This window comes from Sphingomonas sp. P4_D12, from assembly GCF_056401895.1.
On the sequence record NZ_JBFUIL010000014.1, the window covers coordinates 1 to 17,087 of the forward strand.

The following is a 17,087-nucleotide window of genomic DNA, read 5'->3' on the forward strand; positions in this document are numbered from 1 at the left end:
GCGCGCCCGGGCAACCGCAAAGCGGCGGGCGCCTTTTGACGCAGGGCAGCGTCTCTCGTCGGTCACGATGCATTCTGCATCGCTCCGCTCCTCGTTCCTCGCCCTGCGCCAAAATCCGCTCCGTCACGGCGGGTCAAACTCACGTCATCGCGCTCTAAATAGCGCCCAGCCATCCGCGGCTCTTCGCCCATGCGACGAACAATTCGGGCCAGGCGGCAGCCGGCTTGCTGACCACGCCCCGCAGGCCGAAGCCATGTCCGCCTTCGCCGAACAGATGCAGTTCGACCGGCACTTTGGCCGCGCGCAATGCTGCGTGGAGCAACAGGCTGTTCTCGACCGGCACGGTCGCGTCGTCCTCCGCCGCGCAGAGGAAGCAGGGCGGGCAGGCGGACGTGATGTTGCGGTCGGGCGAGTGCGCCGCGATCAGCGCAGGCGAGGGATCGGGACCGAGCAGCGCCTGGCGCGATCCGGCGTGCGCGACCGACAGGTCCATCGACACCACCGGATAGATCGGTGCCGCGATCATCGGTCGCGCCGATAGCGCGTCGGCGGCGTCGACGGGCTCGTACGTCTTCGCCGCGAACCGCGCCACGAGGTCGGCGCACAAATGCCCGCCGGCCGAAAACCCCATCGCGCCAATGCGGTCGGGGTCGAGCCGGTATCTCGTGGCGCGCGACCGGATCAGCCGCATCGCCCGCTGCGCGTCCTGCAGCGGCACGTCGGCGCGGTTCGCCCAACCCTCGCCGGGCAGGCGGTAGAACAGGACGAACACGGTGACGCCGCGCGCGGCCAGCAGGCGGCCGATCTCATAGCCTTCCTTGTCCATCGCCATCCGCACGTACCCGCCGCCGGGAAAGACGAGCAGCGACGCGCCGTTCGGCTTGGCGGGACGGAAGACCGCCATGCGCGGCGTCGATACGCCGGCGACCGCGCGGTCGTTGAGCTTGGCGGTGTCCTTGCTGCGTTCGGTGGTGACCTCGACCGGCGGTTTGGCCGGCATGCCAGGCACGCCTTTGGGCCAGAGGTCGATCGTCTCGTCGGGCTGCGACAGAGTCAGCGGCAGGTTGCCCGGAGCGGCCGGGAGCGCGGTCTGCGCTGCTGCGCCGCTCGCCGCCACCGCCGCGCCCAATGTCGCGAACAAGGCGGTGCGGCGGTCGAACTCGGTCATGTCAGGTGCCCGGCTGGATATAGGGAATGCGCGCGAACAGCTCGCGCTGCCATTTGCGCGGATCGTTCTCGATATGGCTGTCGACGTCGAACACCATCGTCGCGCGGCGCGCCAGGTCGTATTTCGGCCAGACCGGCAGGCCCGGATGGTTGGGATTGCCGGTCTTGGCAAAGGCGACGAAACTGTCCTGCACCGCTTTCGACGCCGCGCGCGCGTCGAGCCCGGTGCCGGTCTGCGATCCCGCCGCGCCGAGCGTGCCGAACGCCAGCGGGATATCCATCGTATGGAAGGCCCCACGACGCGGATCGGTGCGCGAGCCGAAATTGACTTGATAGACCCAGGCCGGGGCACCGGCGCGGGTGCGCTCCTCCGCCTCGATCACCTGGCCGCGCCAGCTCCGTCCGGCAGTGACTGCGGCGTAGAAGACGTCGGTCGGCGACCAGGTCGGGAATTGCCTGCGATATTCGGCCACGACCCATTCGGGCAAAGCATCGATGCGCAATTCGGGCGCGAGGCGATCGGGCATATTGCCCCAGGTCAGGCCCTTCACCTTGTCCGAATCGGGCGCGATGAACGCGCGCGCTTCGTCATGGACATTGCCCAGGATCAGCGGGATCGACAGGCCCTGCGGATTGGCGTCGGGCCAGAAGGGATGGCGCGTGAGCCATTTCATGTCGAGCACCGGGCCGAAATAGATCCCGCCGCCAAGGACTGGATCGTCAGCCGACAGCGCCTCGACCAGTTTCTCGGTCGGTGCCGACAGCAACGGGCCGAGATCGCGCTCGCTCGCCCCGAGCTTGCGCAGATAGGCGCGCGCGCGGTCGGTGGCATGGAGCGGGCCGGAGGCGGTGACCTGCTGGCCCGACATCGTCACCCCGCGATGGAACAGTCCCTTGGCCGCCGGCATGCCGGTCAAGGTGGCGATCTTGGCGCCACCGCCCGACTGGCCGAACAGCATCACGCGATTGGGGTCGCCGCCGAACGCCGCGATATTGTCGCGCACCCATTTGAGCGCGAGGATCAGATCGAGCTGGCCGCAATTGCCGCTATCGGCGAAGCGCGGATCGAGCCGCGCGAGATAGAGATAGCCGAATGCGTTGAGGCGGTGATTGACCGTCACCACCACGACATCGCCGCGCGCGGCGAGATTGTGCCCGTCGTTGAGCGGATCGGTGACGCTGCCGTTCGAATAGGCGCCGCCATGGATATAGAGCATCACCGGCTTCTTCGCCGCCGGATTTGGCTCGGCGGTCCAGACGTTGAGGTAGAGGCAATCCTCGGATTGCGGCTGATATTTGCCCGATTGCGGACAGACCGGCCCGAATTTCTGCACCTGCCGCATTTGGCCGCGCGCGGCATAGGGCACCGGGGCGCGGAAGCGTTGCGCGACGCCGTAGCGGATGCCGCGATAGGCAATGACGCCGCGGTCGCTTTCGCCGACGAAATCGCCCGACGGCGCGCGCACATAGGGCGCCGCGACCGCGCGCGCCGCGCTTGACAACAACATCGTCGCCCCGGCGCTGGCGCCGGCGCCGATCAGAGTGCGACGGCTCCAGCCTTCAGCGTCGGACATCCAGACCCCCTGCTAGGTACGCGTCGATATCGGCCTGGCGGAACAGACTGGCATCGCCCGGCAGCGAATGTTTGAGCGCTGTGAGCGCCAAGCCGGTGCGCGCGGCATCGTCGATGGTTCCGCCGTTGCGCAGCGCATGGAGGACGCCCGCCGCGAACGCATCGCCCCCGCCGATCCGGTCGACGATGCCGGCCAGCGTGATCTCGGCCGATTGTGCATGCGCGTCGCGCGTATCGATCCGCGCCGACAACAAATGGCGATCGACATCCTCGGTGTGCCGTGCGGTCGAGGCGATCGTCTGGAGCTTGGGGAAAGCGGCGAAGGCGGCGTCGGCTGCTTCGCGCCGGCGGTCCTCGCCATCGCCCGAAAACGGCTTGTCGAGCAGCAAGGCGATGTCGCGATGGTTACCGAACATCAAATCGGCCTGCGCGACCAGCCGCGACAGGATCTCGCGCGGCTTGCCGTCCCAGCGCTCCCACAATTTGCCGCGCCAATTGCCGTCGAACGAAACCGGGATGCCGTGCGCCGCGGCGGCCTCGGCCGCGGCGATCGCGGCCTGCGCCGGCACCGGGCCGAGCGCGGGGGTGATGCCTGACAGATGGAGACGATCGACGCCCTCGAGCAGCGCGTCCCAATCCCAGGCATCGGTGGGCGCCTCGGCGAAGCTCGAATGCGCGCGGTCGTAGATCACTTCGGTCGCGCGCATGCCGGCGCCCGAGGTGACGAAATAGAGCCCCATCCGGTCGCCGCGGCGCTGGATGCCGCTGGTGTCGATGCCGTGGCTGCGCAAGGTGGCGATGGCGGAATCGCCGAGATCGTTGGCGGGGACGGCGCTGACGAAGCCGACCTCGTGACCGAGCCGGGCGAGCGCGGTCGCGACATTGGCCTCGGCGCCCGCCACCCAGACGTCGAACTTGGGTGTTTGCAGGAGGAGTTCGCGGCCCGGTGGCGAGAGCCGCAGCATGATTTCGCCGAAGGCCAGGAATTTGCCCATTACTTTGCCCCTCTAACCCAACCGTCATGCCGGCCTTGTGCCGGCATCCACGGAGCCGCAGGCGCAAGGGTTTGGGGCTCGGTGGACCCCGGGACAAGCCCGGGGTGACGATGACACCGAAACGCGGTCACAGCACCATCACCGCGCCAGCCACCCGCCGTCGACCGCCAGGATATGCCCCTGGACATAATCCGCCGCGCGGCTCGCCAGGAATACGGCCGCCCCGCCCAGGTCGCTCGCATCGCCCCAGCGCCCCGCCGGGATGCGGTCGAGGATCGACTTGTTGCGCACTTCGTCGGCCTGCAGCGCCGCCGTATTGTTGGTGGCGATATAGCCCGGCGCGATCGCGTTGACGTTGATGCCTTTCGACGCCCATTCGTTGGCCAACAACTTGGTCAGCCCGCCGATCCCGCTCTTCGACGCGGTATAGCTCGGCACCCGGATGCCGCCCTGAAAGGTCAGCATCGACGCGATGTTGATGATCTTGCCGCCGCCATTGGCGATCATGTGCCTGCCCGCCGCCTGGCACAGGAAGAACACCGATTTGAGGTTGGTGTCGACCACCGCGTCCCAATCCTCCTCGGTGAAATCGACCGCGTCGGCGCGGCGGATGATGCCGGCATTGTTGACCAGGATGTCCAGCCCGCCGAGCTTGTCCACCGTTTCGTCCACAATTCTTTGCACAGGTTCGATCGTCGTCAGATCGGCCGAGACGATCTCGGCGCGGCGGCCCAATGCGCGCGCTTTCTCGACCGTTTCTTGAGCAGGGGTACGGCCGACGGCGGCGATATCGGCGCCGGCCTCGGCCAGCGCCAGCGCGATCGCCTGGCCGATGCCGGTATTGGCGCCGGTGACGATCGCGACTTTGCCGGAAAGGTCGAAGGGATTGGTCATTGTCATATCCATTCCCCTCCCTGCAAGGGAGGGATTGATCGGGTCGAAATGTCCCCCGGACATTTCTGGATCATGCTGGGAGCATGATCCACCCGACAATGGGTGGGTGCGCGGCGCGGAGCGTCGCGCGGCTCGCTGGCGATGACGCCGAGCCTTGCGGCTCGGCACCCACCCCCAGCCCCTCCCTTGCAGGGAGGGAAGTCACGTTACGCCAGCTGGCAGATATCCAGCACGTTCATGTCGGTATAATCCTGGTTCTCGCCGGCCATCGCCCAGATGAAGGCATAGGCCTTGGTGCCCGCGCCCATATGGATCGACCAGGGCGGGCTGATCACCGCTTCCTCGTTCTGCATCACGATGTGCCGGGTCGCCTCGCCTTCGCCCATGAAGTGCATGACGCGGTCGGTGTCGAGATTGTCGAGCTCGAAATAGAAATAGATCTCGCTGCGGCGCTCATGGATGTGCGGCGGCATCGTGTTCCACACGCTGCCCGGCTTGAGCACGGTCAGGCCCATCACCAGCTGCGCGCTGTCGCACACACCCGGGATGACGAGCTGAAAGATCGTGCGTTCGTTCGATTCCTGCAGGCTGCCGCGCTCGAGCGCATTGGCGTCGGCGATCCCGAGCTTGCGCGTCTGGAAGGCTTTATGCGCGGGGCAGGAGGCGAGATAGAAACGCGCGCCCTGGCCGGAGAATTCGACGTCGGTCGCGCCCATCGTGACGTACAGGCAGTCCTTGTTACCGAGCGTGAATTCCTCGCCGTCGACAATGACCTTGCCGTCGACCGTGCCGACATTGACGATCGCGAGTTCGCGCCGCTCGAGGAACGGATGACCGACGGCCGAGGGCGGCTCGGTCTGCGCGGGCAGCTTGACCGGTGCGCCGCCTACCGCGACGCCGCCGATCACGAAGCGGTCGGCATGCGTGTAATTGAGCACGCACTCGCCCTCGCGGAACAGGCCCTGGATCAGATAGCGGTCGCGCAATTCCTCATTGGAGACGCACTCCATCATATCGGGATGGGTGGCGTAATAGGTACGGTCGAACATGAAACTCTCCGTCGGGGATCAGGCCGCACGCGCGGCGAATTGGGGGTCGTCAATCTTGTAAGCCCGGCGCACCAGGCCGGTCGTGAGGTCCTGGATCAGCTCGGCCGCTTCCCAATCGTGGAGGCGATGTTCGGCAACCAGCCGGGCGAGGAAGGCGCAATCGACGCGGCGCGCGACATCGTGGCGCGCCGGGATCGACAGGAAAGCGCGGGTGTCGTCGTTGAACCCGACCGTATTGTAGAAACCGGCGGTCTCGGTGGTCATCTCGCGGAACCGCCGCATCCCTTCGGGGCTGTCGTGGAACCACCAGCTCGGGCCGAGCTTGAGGCACGGATAATGGCCCGCGAGCGGCGCCAATTCGCGGGCATAGGTCGATTCGTCGAGCGTGAAGAGGATGATCGACAGATCGCGCTCATTGCCGAACCGGTCGAGCAACGGCTTCAGCGCATGGACGTAATCGGTGCGCGTCGGGATGTCGGCGCCCTTGTCGCGGCCATGGCTGGCGAACAGCCCGGCATTGTGGTTGCGGCAGGAGCCGGGGTGGATCTGCATCACCATCCCGTCCTCGACCGACATCGCCGCCATTTCGGTCAGCATCTGTGCGCGGAACAGCTCGGCATCGGCCGGGGTCCAGGTGCCGGTGACGATGGTGCGGAACAGGCGCTCGGCCTCGCTTGGCGACAGATTGGCGGTCGCCGCGGTCGGGTGGCCATGGTCGGTCGCGGTGGCCCCGGCCGCACGAAAATCGGCGCGGCGCTTGCGATGCGCGGCGAGATAGCCCTGCCAGTCATAGACGTCCTCGCCGGTCAGCTCGGCGAAGCGCGCCATTGCCGGCTTGAATGCCTCATGCTCGACGTCGATCACGCCGTCGGGGCGATAGGTGGTAACGACGCGCCCGCCCCAGCCCGAGCGGCGGATGGCATGATGGTGCGACAGATCGTCCTGCGCACCCTCGGTCGTCGCCAGGAAATCGATCCGGAAACGGTCGAACAGCGCGCGCGGACGGAAGGCGTCGCTCGCCAGCTTCTCCCCGATCGCGTCGAAATAGGTGTCGGCGGTCGAGGCGTCGAGTTCCCGGTCGATCCCGAACACCACCGAAAAGACATGATCGAGCCACAGCCGCGACGGCGTGCCGCGGAATAGATGGTAATGCGATGCGAACAGCCGCCAGGCGGCACGCGGATCGGTCGCGGGCACGCCGGCGCGCGATGGGATCGCCAGCGTGTCGAGATCGACGCCCTGGCTGTAGAGCATGCGATAGAGATAATGGTCGGGGGACAGCAACAAGGTGGTCGCGTCGGTCCATTTGTCGTTAGTCGCGAACCAGGCCGGGTCGGTATGGCCGTGCGGGCTGACGATCGGCGAATCGGCGACGGCGGCATAGAGATTGCGGGCGATCGACCGCGTGCCCGGATCGGCGGGAAACAGACGATCGGGGTGTAATTCCAGCGTGCCAGCCATCAGCCTTCTCCATCCTCCCCGCTTCTGTCGAGCGGGGCTCTGGTAACCGGTGTCACCTAATAGTTCAACCGCTCCCGACGCGTTCAATCGACCGGTGGCGACACCGACCCGCGGCGGATCAGGGTCGACAGGAACATCGACGGTTCCGGGACGCTCGTATCGTCGTCATTGTCGGCGATCCCGGTGATCAGTTTGAGCGCGGCGGACCGCGCCATCGAGGCGATCGGCCAGCGCACGGTGGTCAGCGGCGGCCACATATGCGCGGCGATCGGCGTGTCGTCGAACCCGATCACCGACAGATCGCGCGGCACGACCAGCCCGCGCTGGCACGCGGCGTGGATCACGCCCGCCGCCATTTCGTCGTTGCTCGAGAAGATCGCGGTCGGGCGCGGGACGACGTCGAGCAGGCGCTCGGCCGCGATCAGCCCCGATTCGAAGGTATAATTGCCCTCGGCGATCATGCTGCGCGGGAGCGAGATGCCGGCGTCGCACATCGCGTCCTCGAACCCCAGCCGGCGCTCGCGTGCCGAGCGGAAGCCGTGCGGGCCGGCGACCAGCCCGATGCGGCGATGGCCCTGGGCGATGAGATATTGCGTCGCCTCGTGCACCGCCTCACGGTCGTTGGACGCGACCATATGTTCGGGCGTGTCGAGTTCGGCCGAGCCCATGCGGACGTAGCGGCAGCCGAGATTGCTGCACAATTTGGCAACCGCGTCATTCTCGCTGATCGGCGGCATCAGCAGCACGCCGAACAATCGCTGACGCTCGAGGAAGAGGCGCAGATCCTCGAGCATCGTCGCCGACCCGCGATCGACCGGACGCACGACCATTTCGAATTCGCTGTCGTGGATCGCTTCCAGCATGCCTTGCTGGACGTTCATCACCGTCTGGGCATTGGGATTGTCATGGACCAGCCCGACCAGGAAATTGCGCCGCAGTGCCAGCGCGCGCGCCTGCGGATTGGGGACGTAGCCGAGCTGGCCGATGACGTCCTCGACCTTCTTGCGCGTATCGTCGTTGAGCAGCGGGGATCGGTTGATGACGCGGCTGACGGTTTTCTTCGACACCCCCGCGATGCGCGCGACATCGTTGATCGTCGGCTGGCCGGTCTTTTCCATCGTCACAGGCATAGCGAGCCGCGCGCTACTGGGCTAGCCTTGCTTCCGGCCCGCCGGGCGGGCAGAGCTGACACCGGTTACTCAAGAAGGCGAAAGATGACGGCGAACGCGGTTCGGATCGATCCGAACGACAATGTGGCGACCTTGCTGGCCGATGCGGCGGCGGGTGAGGCGGTGGTCGCCGATGGTGCGCCGGTAACCGCCGCGATGGCGATTCCGCGCGGGCACAAGATCGCGCTGGCGTCGATCGCGGCGGGCGATGCGGTGATCAAATACGGCTTTCCGATCGGGCGCGCGACTGCGTCGATCGCGGCAGGTGAACACGTCCATTCGGACAATGTCGCGACGGCCCTCGCCGGACAACAAGCCTATACCTATGCGCCGACGCCGCGCGCCAATCTCGCGTCCGGGGACGCCACCTTCCAGGGCTATCGCCGCGGCGACGGGCGGGTCGGCACGCGCAACGAAATCTGGGTGCTGCCGACGGTCGGCTGCGTCGCGCGGACCGCCGAGCGGATCGCCGCGCGGGCGGAGGCGGCGCTGGCCGGCAAAGTCGATGGCGTCCACGCCTTCATGCACCCGTTCGGCTGTTCGCAGCTCGGCGAGGATCTCGACGGGACGCGGGCGATCCTGGCCTCGCTCGCCTGCCATCCCAATGCCGGCGGCGTGCTGATCCTCGGCCTGGGCTGCGAGAACAACCAGATCGCCAAGCTGGTCGAGACCATTCCCGAATGGCGCCGCCCGGCGATCCGCACGCTGGCGACGCAATTGGCCGGCGACGAGGTCGCGGAAGGCGTCGCCTTGGTCGAGGAACTGGCCGCGCAGGCACAATGCGAACGGACCGAAGCGACGCTCGCCGACCTGGTGCTTGGGGTCAAATGCGGTGGGTCGGACGGTTTGTCGGGGCTGACCGCGAACCCGCTGGTCGGCCGGATGAGCGATCGCGTCACGGCGTCGGGCGGGCGCGTCGTCGTGACCGAAATCCCCGAGATATTCGGGGCCGAGCAGATGTTGATGAACCGCGCCGCCGACGAAGACGTGTTTGGCCGCGTCGTCGGCGTGGTCAACGACTTCAAGCAATATTTCATCGATCACGGCGAGCCGGTGTCGGAAAATCCCTCGCCCGGAAACATTGCCGGCGGCATCACCACGCTCGAGGAAAAATCGCTCGGCGCGGTGCAGAAAGCGGGCCGCGCGCCGATCGCCGACGTTATCCATTATGGCGAGCGCGTCGCCAAGGACGGGCTTACTTTGCTCGAAGCGCCGGGCAATGACGCGGTGTCGTCGACTGCCTTGGCGGCGGCGGGGGCGACCGCGATCCTGTTCACGACGGGGCGCGGCACGCCGCTCGGCTTTCCGGTGCCGACGATCAAGATATCGTCGAACAGCGATCTCGCCGCGCGCAAGCCGGCCTGGATCGACTTCGATGCGGGGATGGTGCTCGATCGAGGGTTCGAGACGATGGAGGCGGCGCTGACCGAGCGGCTCTGCGCGATCGCCTCGGGCGAGCCGACCGCGGCCGAACGCAATGGCGAGCGCGAAATCGCGATCTGGAAGCGCGGAGTGACCCTGTGACCCGGTTGTCGCGCGCTGCCCTGGCCGGGCTGCCGATGGGGATATCCGCGCCGCGCACGCGCGGTCCGATCGCGACGGGGATCGTCCATTTCGGTCCGGGTGCCTTTCATCGCGCGCACCAGGCCGCGTATGTCGACCGCTTGCTCGACCAGGATCCGCGCTGGGGAATCGCCGCGGTGTCGCTGCGCAGCCGCGGCACGATCGAGGCGTTGGCGGAGCAGGACGGGCTTTACACGCTCGCCATTCGCGACCTGGAGTCGAGCCTGCGCGTGATCGGCGCGCACAAAGAGTTCCTGGGGCCGGAGGACGCGGCGCGGACCTTGGCCTTGCTCGCCGCGCCCGACACGCGGCTGGTCACCACCACGGTGACCGAGAAAGGCTATTGCCTGGCGGCGGACGGAACGCTCGATTTCGGCCATCCCGATATCGTCCACGATCTGGCGCGGCCGGCCGTGCCGAGGAGCGTGATCGGCTGGATCGTCGCCGGGCTGGCGGCGCGGCATGCCGGCGGCATCGCGCCATTCGTGCCGATGCCGTGCGACAATCTCGCCGCGAACGGCGCCAAGCTCCATGCTGCGCTGGTGGCGTTCGCCGGGCGGCTCGACCCGGCGCTGGGCGATTGGGTGGCGGGCGAAATCTCCGTGCCGTCGACCATGGTCGATTCGATCACCCCGGCGTCCGACGACGCGCTCTATGCCGATGTCGCGGCGGCGTTGGGCGTCGAGGATCGCGCCGCGGTCCAGCGCGAAGCGTTCGCGCAATGGGTGATCGAGGATGTCGGCGCGCTGCCCGATCTTGGCGCGGTCGGCGCGACCCTCACCGCCGATGTCGGCGGCTATGAGCGCGCCAAGCTCAGGATCCTCAACGGCGCGCATTCGACGCTCGCTTATGCCGGGTTGCTGCGCGGTCATGTCAGCGTTGCCGAGGCGATCGGCGATCCCCTGCTGGCGCGCTTCGTCGATGCGATGATCCGCGAGGATATCATTCCGATGCTGCCCCCGGTGCCGGGGCTGGACCTCCAGACCTATGCCGATGCGGTGCTGCGGCGCTTCGCCAATCCGGCGATCGTCCACCGGCTCGATCAGATCGCGCAGGACGGGTCGCAAAAGCTGCCGTATCGGCTCGGCGATACCTTGCTCGCCAATCGCGCGGCCGGGCGCATGCCGCGCCATGTCGTCGCGGCGCTGGGCGGCTGGGTCGCTTTTCTCATGCAGCGGGCGCGGGCGGGTACCAGAATCATCGATCCGGCGGGTGACCGTCTTGCCGCGCTGGCCTTGGCCGAAACGCCTGCTCGCGTGGTCGAAGGGCTGATCGACGAGGGGTTGGGCTTTCCGCCCGCGATCGAAGGCGACGCAGAGCTAGTCGCACTGCTGAAAACCGCCGCGAACGCCGCCTTTCGCGGCGAAATTCCAGCCGAGATGCACGCCTGACACGTTGCCGGGCTTGTCATTGACACCGGTTTCCCATACGCAGTCGACCAGGAAGAAAGCCATCAGGGCGAGGAGGGGTTCGGCGGTGCAGCCAGACGATAACGTCGACAATATCACGCGTATTGCGCGCTCGTTCGTCGGCGCGCGCCGCGACGGCCACGCCCTGCCCGATTATCCCGGTGACATGCCGGCCGAGCTCGACGATGCCTATGCCGTGCAGGACGCCGCGCTGGCGCTGACCGAGGGCAAGGTTGCCGGATGGAAAGTCGGGCGGATCAATCCGCCGATCGGCACGGTCGACCGTCTGGCGGGTCCGATCTTCACCGACCAAGTCGTCATCGCGGACGGGTCACCGATCGCGATGCCGGTGTTCGCGGACGGTTTCGCTGCCGCAGAGGCCGAATTCCTGCTGCGCATCGGCACCGCGCCCGATCCGGCCAAACACCATTATACGATCGACGACGCGCGGGCGCTGATCGATGCGGTCCATGTCGGGATCGAGATTGCCAGTTCGCCGTTTCCCGGGATCAACGATCACGGCGCGCCAGTCACCATTTCCGATTTTGGCAACAATAACGGCCTGATCGTCGGCGCGGCGGTCGAGGGCTGGCGCGACATCGACCTCGACGCCTGGCCGGTCGAAACATGGATCGAGGGCGAGCGTGCCGGCGCGGCCACGACCGCGACGATGCTCGACGGGCCATTCGGGGCGGCGCGTTTCCTGTTCGAGCTGATGGCCGCGCGCGGTATCGCGCTGGAGGCCGGACAATGGATATCGACCGGCGCGGTAACTGGGGTACACCCGGTACGCATCGGCGACCGCGTCGAGGCGAGATTCGATGACCGGTTGACGGTCGAGTGCACGATCAAGGCCCGTTAAGAGGTCACTTTCGAGGGAGAGAGAGACGATGGCGACGACCGGGATGCCGGACGCCGAACGGGTGGATATGCGGGTCGGCCGCTATCGCTGGGTGATTTGCGGGCTGCTCTTCGCGGCGACCGCGATCAACTATGTCGATCGCCAGATGATCGGCGTGCTCAAGCCGACGATTTCAGCCGAACTGGGCTGGAACGAAACCACCTATGCCGACATCGTCTTCTGGTTCCAGGTCGCTTATGCGATCGGCTATCTGAGCTTCGGCAAGATCGTCGATATGGTCGGCGCGCGGATCGGCTACTCGATCGCGTTCGTGATCTGGACCGCCGGCCACACCTTGTGCGGCCTCATCACCGGGCCGTTCAAGCTGTTCGGCACGATGATTTCGCCGGCGATGCAATTCAACGGCGCGCGGTTCGTGCTCGGCGTCGGTGAATCGGGCAATTTCCCCGCCGGCCTCAAGGCGGTCAGCGAATGGTTTCCCGCCAAGGAGCGCGCCTTCGCTACCGGTGTGTTCAATGCCGGATCGAATGTCGGCGCGATCATCACGCCGCTGATCGTGCCCATGATCACGCTGGCCTACGGTTGGCGGATGGCGTTTATCTCGACCGGCGTGTTCAGCCTGATCTGGCTGGTCGCCTGGATCGCGATCTATCGCCGTCCACGCGAGCAGCCACGCGTGTCGGCGGCCGAGCTTGCCTATATCGAGAGCGACCCCGCCGACCCGCCGCAAAAGATCGGCTGGCTCAAGCTGCTCGGCTATCGCGAAACCTGGGCCTATGCCTTGGGCAAGTTCCTGATCGATCCGATCTGGTGGCTGTTCCTGTTCTGGACGCCCGATTTCCTCGCCAAGACCTATCATCTCGATCTCAAGAACTTCGGTCCGCCGCTGGTCGCGATTTACCTGATTTCCGATATCGGCAGCGTCGCCGGCGGCTGGTCGTCCTCGACCCTGATGAAGCGCGGCTATAGCGCGAACGCGGCACGCAAGCTCACCATGCTGGTCTGCGCCTTCCTGGTGATGCCGATCTTCTTCGCGCAATATGCCGCCAGCGTGTGGCTGGCGGTCGGGATCGTCGGGCTGGCGACGGCGGCGCACCAGGCATTCTCGGCCAATCTCTACACCATCCCGTCGGACATGTTCCCGCGGGCCGCGGTGGGGTCGGTGATCGGGATCGGCGGCACGGTCGGCGCAATCGGCGGCATGGGGATGGCGAAGTTCACCGGCTATATCCTGCAGACGACGCACAGTTATACCCTGATCTTCGCGGTCGCCGGCAGCGTCTATCTGATCGCGATCGGCGTGGTGCATCTGCTCAGCCCGAAGCTGGCGCGGGTCGACGTGCCGGCCTGACCCCGTCGCGGCCGGCACGTGCCGGCCCTGGAAGGACTGGATCAACACCAGCTGCGGGAGTTGCTGGGTCCAATTTGGCGCCGTAAGCCAGAAGCCGCATCCAGAGCACTTGACCGGCCGCGACACGCATATCCTCCCCCGCCAACGAGGGGGTGGGCGCGCTCAATAGCGGGCGCTCCAATCCGGTTCGAGCCGATTACTCGGACGGGCGCCTAGTTCCTGAGCATCGCCGCATTGCCCCATGTGACGACCGTCGGCATCTTGTTCCTGGTGGATTTGCCGCGCGCTACCAGTTCGACGATCTTCACGCCGGCAATCTTGGCGCGCAATGTCTGCACGGCTTGGCCAAAACGCGCCGGTGTTGAGGTCGCCAGCAGTTTCCCGTCGCCATAGACGGAGAAGGTCACGACATCGTCGGTATCGAATGTCGAATCATCGACGCCGACATCAGCGACGAAGCTGCGGAATTCGCCATTCGCCTTGATCTCGAACCGGGAGTTGGAAAGGGCGCCCAGGCCCGTTCGGTACATCGCGCCATGGACACGTAATGCCTGACGATAGGGTGTGGCATCGGCCTGCGCACCGCCCCATCCGGTATAAGCGGGCGGTTCGCCGGTATCGGCGGTGCTACCCCATGGAGTGATCATGCGATGGATCGTGGGGTCCGGTTGCGGGACGACCACGCCATCAACGGCTGGGTTCACCCGTCCCGGCATTTCCGAAAGATAGACGCCATCCGCCAGGGCCCGCGTGCCCGCCGCATCGAAGATGAGTGTCTCACGCGGGTCGAGATGGAGCTTCAATTCGCCGGAAAAGGCGGGAAGCGTGGCGCCGCTCCACAGATTCCTGAGCGTAACCGGGGAGGTCCCGGCGAACTTCATGTGCTCGGCCGTCAAGGTCACATCAGCGGGCGCGAGTCCACGGTTGAAGACGGCCACCGCCTTGTGGCCATTGCCGAGCACTTTGACCAGGATCTGCACGTCATCGGTGTCATAGGCCAGTACCGCCTGATTTCCCGCGGCATCCTGATCGATCGCGATGATGTCGTTATTGCCGAAAATATCCATCAGCGATTGCGGCGCGTGCCTCAGGTCGTATCCGATCAAAAGCGGCGCCGACAGCATCGACCATAGCGCGAAATGCGATTTCGCTTCGGTCAGATGATGCTCGTCAAAGTCGCCCTGGCCGACAAAGAGCATGTCGGGATCGTTCCACGAACCGGGATGCGCATAAAGCGCGCGGTTGGCCGTGCTGTCGAAATTGGCCAGCATCCGCGTCCAGCTGGGTGTCAGGTCATCGCTGGTTCGCGAAAGGTTGCCCACGTTTTTGCCCCAGGCGCGCACGTCGGCCGCCCCCCACGCACAGATCGAGAAAACATAGTCGCCATCGGGGTTGGTACGATGCAGGGCGTCGGCAACCCGCTGGTAGAGATCGCGAACCGCTGAGATGTCGGTGCGGCGAATTTCCATTATGTCGACCAATGGTCCGAGCGCGCGATATTGGCCGGATTTGACGCCTTGGCTGTCGGGGCCGAAGGCACGGATGCCGCAGCCGTCGACCTTGATGTAATCGAAGCCCCAATCGCCGAAATAGAGCTTAATGTCCTGATCGATATGACCGTATAGACCGACCTCGCGCTCGGCGACGTTACCCTCGGGCATGTTCGGTGCATTGGGTGCGAAGGCCTGCGAGCAGGTGTTGGCGCCGATATCCGAATAGATGCCGGCCTTCAGGCCCATGGCGTGAAGATGATCGGTGAAAGGCTTGAAACTGCCTTGTCCGGGTCCGCCAACGGCCGCGGAGGGAAAGGTCGAGGTGCGCACCATCATGCGGCCGTCCGTCGCGCGCCGTTTCAGCCACCAGCCATCGTCGAGGTTGATGTAGCGATAGCCCTTTCTGGCCAAGCCACTGTCAACGATTACCTTGGCGGAATCCAGGACGCCCGCCTCGGTGACGCCTGTGTGAAAGGCATTCCACGAGTTCCAACCCATTGGCGGGGTTGCCGCTTGTCCGTTGGTAACGGCGGTCCAGCGAGCGGTCGGTGCCAGTGGATCGGGTGAAGCATAAGCTGCTCCGTTCAGTAGCGATACCGACAGAACGCCGAAGGACGTCCAACGAACAAACCGCTTCATGACACCTCCACTGTCGATTTTTTTGAAATTATAATAGGTAATTAGACGGATATTGCCGCGGCGGATTCACGAAAAGAGTTTCTGTTGCCGTGCGAAATTGAGGAAAAGCGGGAGCCACAGGCCGTCGGGTGCGCCCGGTCGCCCGCCAACGCCGAAGCCGTGACCGCCATGGGCGAACAAATGGGTCTCCACCGTAATCTTGGACGCGACCATCGCGTCGCGCAGTCGTACGGAGTTGGCCACGGGCACGGTGCCGTCGTCTTCGGCATGTACCAGGAAAGCGGGTGTGGCCGCCGGCGTGACGTTCAGATCAGGCGACCATTCGCGAATTTGTGCCGCAGTCGGCGACCCACCAAAAAGCGACGGAGCCACTCCGTCATAAGCGTAAGCCGGGTCGACCGTCTGGACCGCATAGATCGGTGCCGTGAGGAAGGGCCGCGCGCTCAATTGGTCGGCGGCATCGACGGGAGCGTAGAATGATGCGGAATGCCGCGTGGTCAGGGTGGCGGTCAGGAAGCCGCCTGCGCTGAACCCCATGACGCCGACCCGGTCGGGGTCGACATGGAAATGCGTGGCGCGGGCGCGGATGACGCGCATCGCGCGCTGAGCGTCGGCTGGACCAACGCTCGCCGGATTGCTCCACCCGTCCTGAGCCAGGCGATAGATCAGCACGAAACACGTAATGCCGGCACGATTGAGGATGTCGGCGACACGATAGCCTTCATGCTCGAAATAGTTCCAGGCGAAGCCGCCGCCGGGAATGAGCAGCATGGCCGAACCGTTCGGTTGGGCCGCCGGGAAAGCGATGACGCGAGGCCTGGAGACGCCCTTGATACGCCGGCTGCTATAGGCCGGGTCCGACGAGCTCTGTTCGACAATTTCGGTCATACCCGAATGCAGAGCGCCGGCGGGCGGACGCGGCCATAGCTCGATGATCTCGCCTGATCCCGTCGCGGGGAGTCCGCTTCCCGTGTCGGCCCTCGCGGACGCCATCGCGGATGCACCTGCGAGCGCCAAGGACGATGCCACGAGATCGCGTCTGGAAAGCCTCATGAGAAAATCCCTTTTTTGAGTGCCGGGGGACAAGAAAGAAGCTCGTCCATCGCGACGAGTCCTGGCCCGCGGTCATCCAACGCCGGCTGTGCGATCTGGCAGCTGTTGCTGGTGGTCGTGACAGACCGGAATGTGTGGATTCCGCTGCCTGGGGCCATCCCCGCGCCGGTGAAGGATACCGCAATTCGTTCCGACCCTCTCCGCTCGATGGCCTGCGGCGCGCAGCTTGTAACAATCGCGCTACATTTTAGGTAGCGCTATCATAATTAGAGGGCGTGTCAAACGATGTGGCGCTCGATAGCGCGTCACAGCGCAAGCGCGGCCGCGCCGTCGCCGAGTTCTTCCAGCCAATCATATCGGTGAACGAGAACGTAATGCTCAGCTGAGCGAAAGCGTCAAGCCAGCCAAG

At 65.7% G+C, this 17,087-nt stretch carries 13 protein-coding genes; 4 read left to right on the forward strand and 9 right to left on the reverse strand.

Annotation, left to right across the window (positions count from 1 at the left end; all coding sequences use genetic code 11):
• Window positions 1–154 precede the first annotated feature (154 nt).
• The 7 genes from AC1DSD_RS20840 to AC1DSD_RS20870 form a co-directional block, all read right to left on the reverse strand.
• Window positions 155–1,168, reverse strand: coding sequence for an alpha/beta hydrolase (locus tag AC1DSD_RS20840; protein ID WP_478032775.1), 1,014 nt, complete (start codon window positions 1,166–1,168; stop codon window positions 155–157).
• Window position 1,169: 1 nt separating this feature from the next.
• A complete protein-coding gene (locus AC1DSD_RS20845; protein WP_478032777.1) occupies window positions 1,170–2,741 on the reverse strand; it encodes a carboxylesterase/lipase family protein in 1,572 nt (523 codons plus the stop codon).
• A complete protein-coding gene (locus AC1DSD_RS20850; RefSeq protein WP_478032778.1) occupies window positions 2,728–3,735 on the reverse strand; it encodes a sugar kinase in 1,008 nt (335 codons plus the stop codon). The genes AC1DSD_RS20845 and AC1DSD_RS20850 overlap by 14 nt, the downstream gene beginning before the upstream one ends.
• Before the next feature lie 138 nt (window positions 3,736–3,873).
• Complete coding sequence (kduD, locus tag AC1DSD_RS20855; protein ID WP_478032779.1) at window positions 3,874–4,629, reverse strand: 2-dehydro-3-deoxy-D-gluconate 5-dehydrogenase KduD; 756 nt, start codon at window positions 4,627–4,629, stop codon at window positions 3,874–3,876.
• A 206-nt stretch (window positions 4,630–4,835) separates the two neighbouring features.
• Window positions 4,836–5,678, reverse strand: coding sequence for a 5-dehydro-4-deoxy-D-glucuronate isomerase (gene kduI, locus AC1DSD_RS20860; protein ID WP_478032781.1), 843 nt, complete (start codon window positions 5,676–5,678; stop codon window positions 4,836–4,838).
• 18 nt (window positions 5,679–5,696) lie between these two features.
• Window positions 5,697–7,139 (reverse strand): glucuronate isomerase, encoded by a 1,443-nt coding sequence (gene uxaC / locus AC1DSD_RS20865; RefSeq protein ID WP_478032783.1) that lies wholly within the window; start codon window positions 7,137–7,139, stop codon window positions 5,697–5,699.
• Between the two features lie 83 nt (window positions 7,140–7,222).
• Window positions 7,223–8,257, reverse strand: a complete 1,035-nt coding sequence (locus AC1DSD_RS20870; protein ID WP_478032853.1) for a LacI family DNA-binding transcriptional regulator — start codon at window positions 8,255–8,257, stop codon at window positions 7,223–7,225.
• 96 nt (window positions 8,258–8,353) lie between these two features.
• On the opposite strand from AC1DSD_RS20870, the gene AC1DSD_RS20875 reads away from it, so the two are divergent.
• From AC1DSD_RS20875 to AC1DSD_RS20890, 4 genes are all read left to right on the forward strand, one after another.
• Window positions 8,354–9,832, forward strand: a complete 1,479-nt coding sequence (locus AC1DSD_RS20875) for a UxaA family hydrolase (RefSeq protein WP_478032785.1) — start codon at window positions 8,354–8,356, stop codon at window positions 9,830–9,832.
• Window positions 9,829–11,262, forward strand: a complete 1,434-nt coding sequence (locus AC1DSD_RS20880) for a mannitol dehydrogenase family protein (RefSeq protein ID WP_478032787.1) — start codon at window positions 9,829–9,831, stop codon at window positions 11,260–11,262. The genes AC1DSD_RS20875 and AC1DSD_RS20880 overlap by 4 nt, the downstream gene beginning before the upstream one ends.
• Before the next feature lie 85 nt (window positions 11,263–11,347).
• Window positions 11,348–12,142: a 2-keto-4-pentenoate hydratase gene (locus AC1DSD_RS20885; protein ID WP_478032789.1), complete on the forward strand. Its 795-nt coding sequence runs from the start codon at window positions 11,348–11,350 to the stop codon at window positions 12,140–12,142.
• Between the two features lie 28 nt (window positions 12,143–12,170).
• Window positions 12,171–13,493, forward strand: a complete 1,323-nt coding sequence (locus tag AC1DSD_RS20890) for an MFS transporter (RefSeq protein ID WP_478032791.1) — start codon at window positions 12,171–12,173, stop codon at window positions 13,491–13,493.
• A 212-nt stretch (window positions 13,494–13,705) separates the two neighbouring features.
• On the opposite strand, the gene AC1DSD_RS20895 is transcribed toward AC1DSD_RS20890, so the two are convergent.
• Both AC1DSD_RS20895 and AC1DSD_RS20900 read right to left on the reverse strand, forming a co-directional pair.
• On the reverse strand, window positions 13,706–15,625 hold the full coding sequence (locus AC1DSD_RS20895; protein WP_478032792.1) for an NPCBM/NEW2 domain-containing protein: 1,920 nt from the start codon (window positions 15,623–15,625) through the stop codon (window positions 13,706–13,708).
• A 66-nt stretch (window positions 15,626–15,691) separates the two neighbouring features.
• Window positions 15,692–16,513, reverse strand: coding sequence for an alpha/beta hydrolase (locus AC1DSD_RS20900; RefSeq protein ID WP_478032794.1), 822 nt, complete (start codon window positions 16,511–16,513; stop codon window positions 15,692–15,694).
• Window positions 16,514–17,087 lie beyond the last annotated feature (574 nt).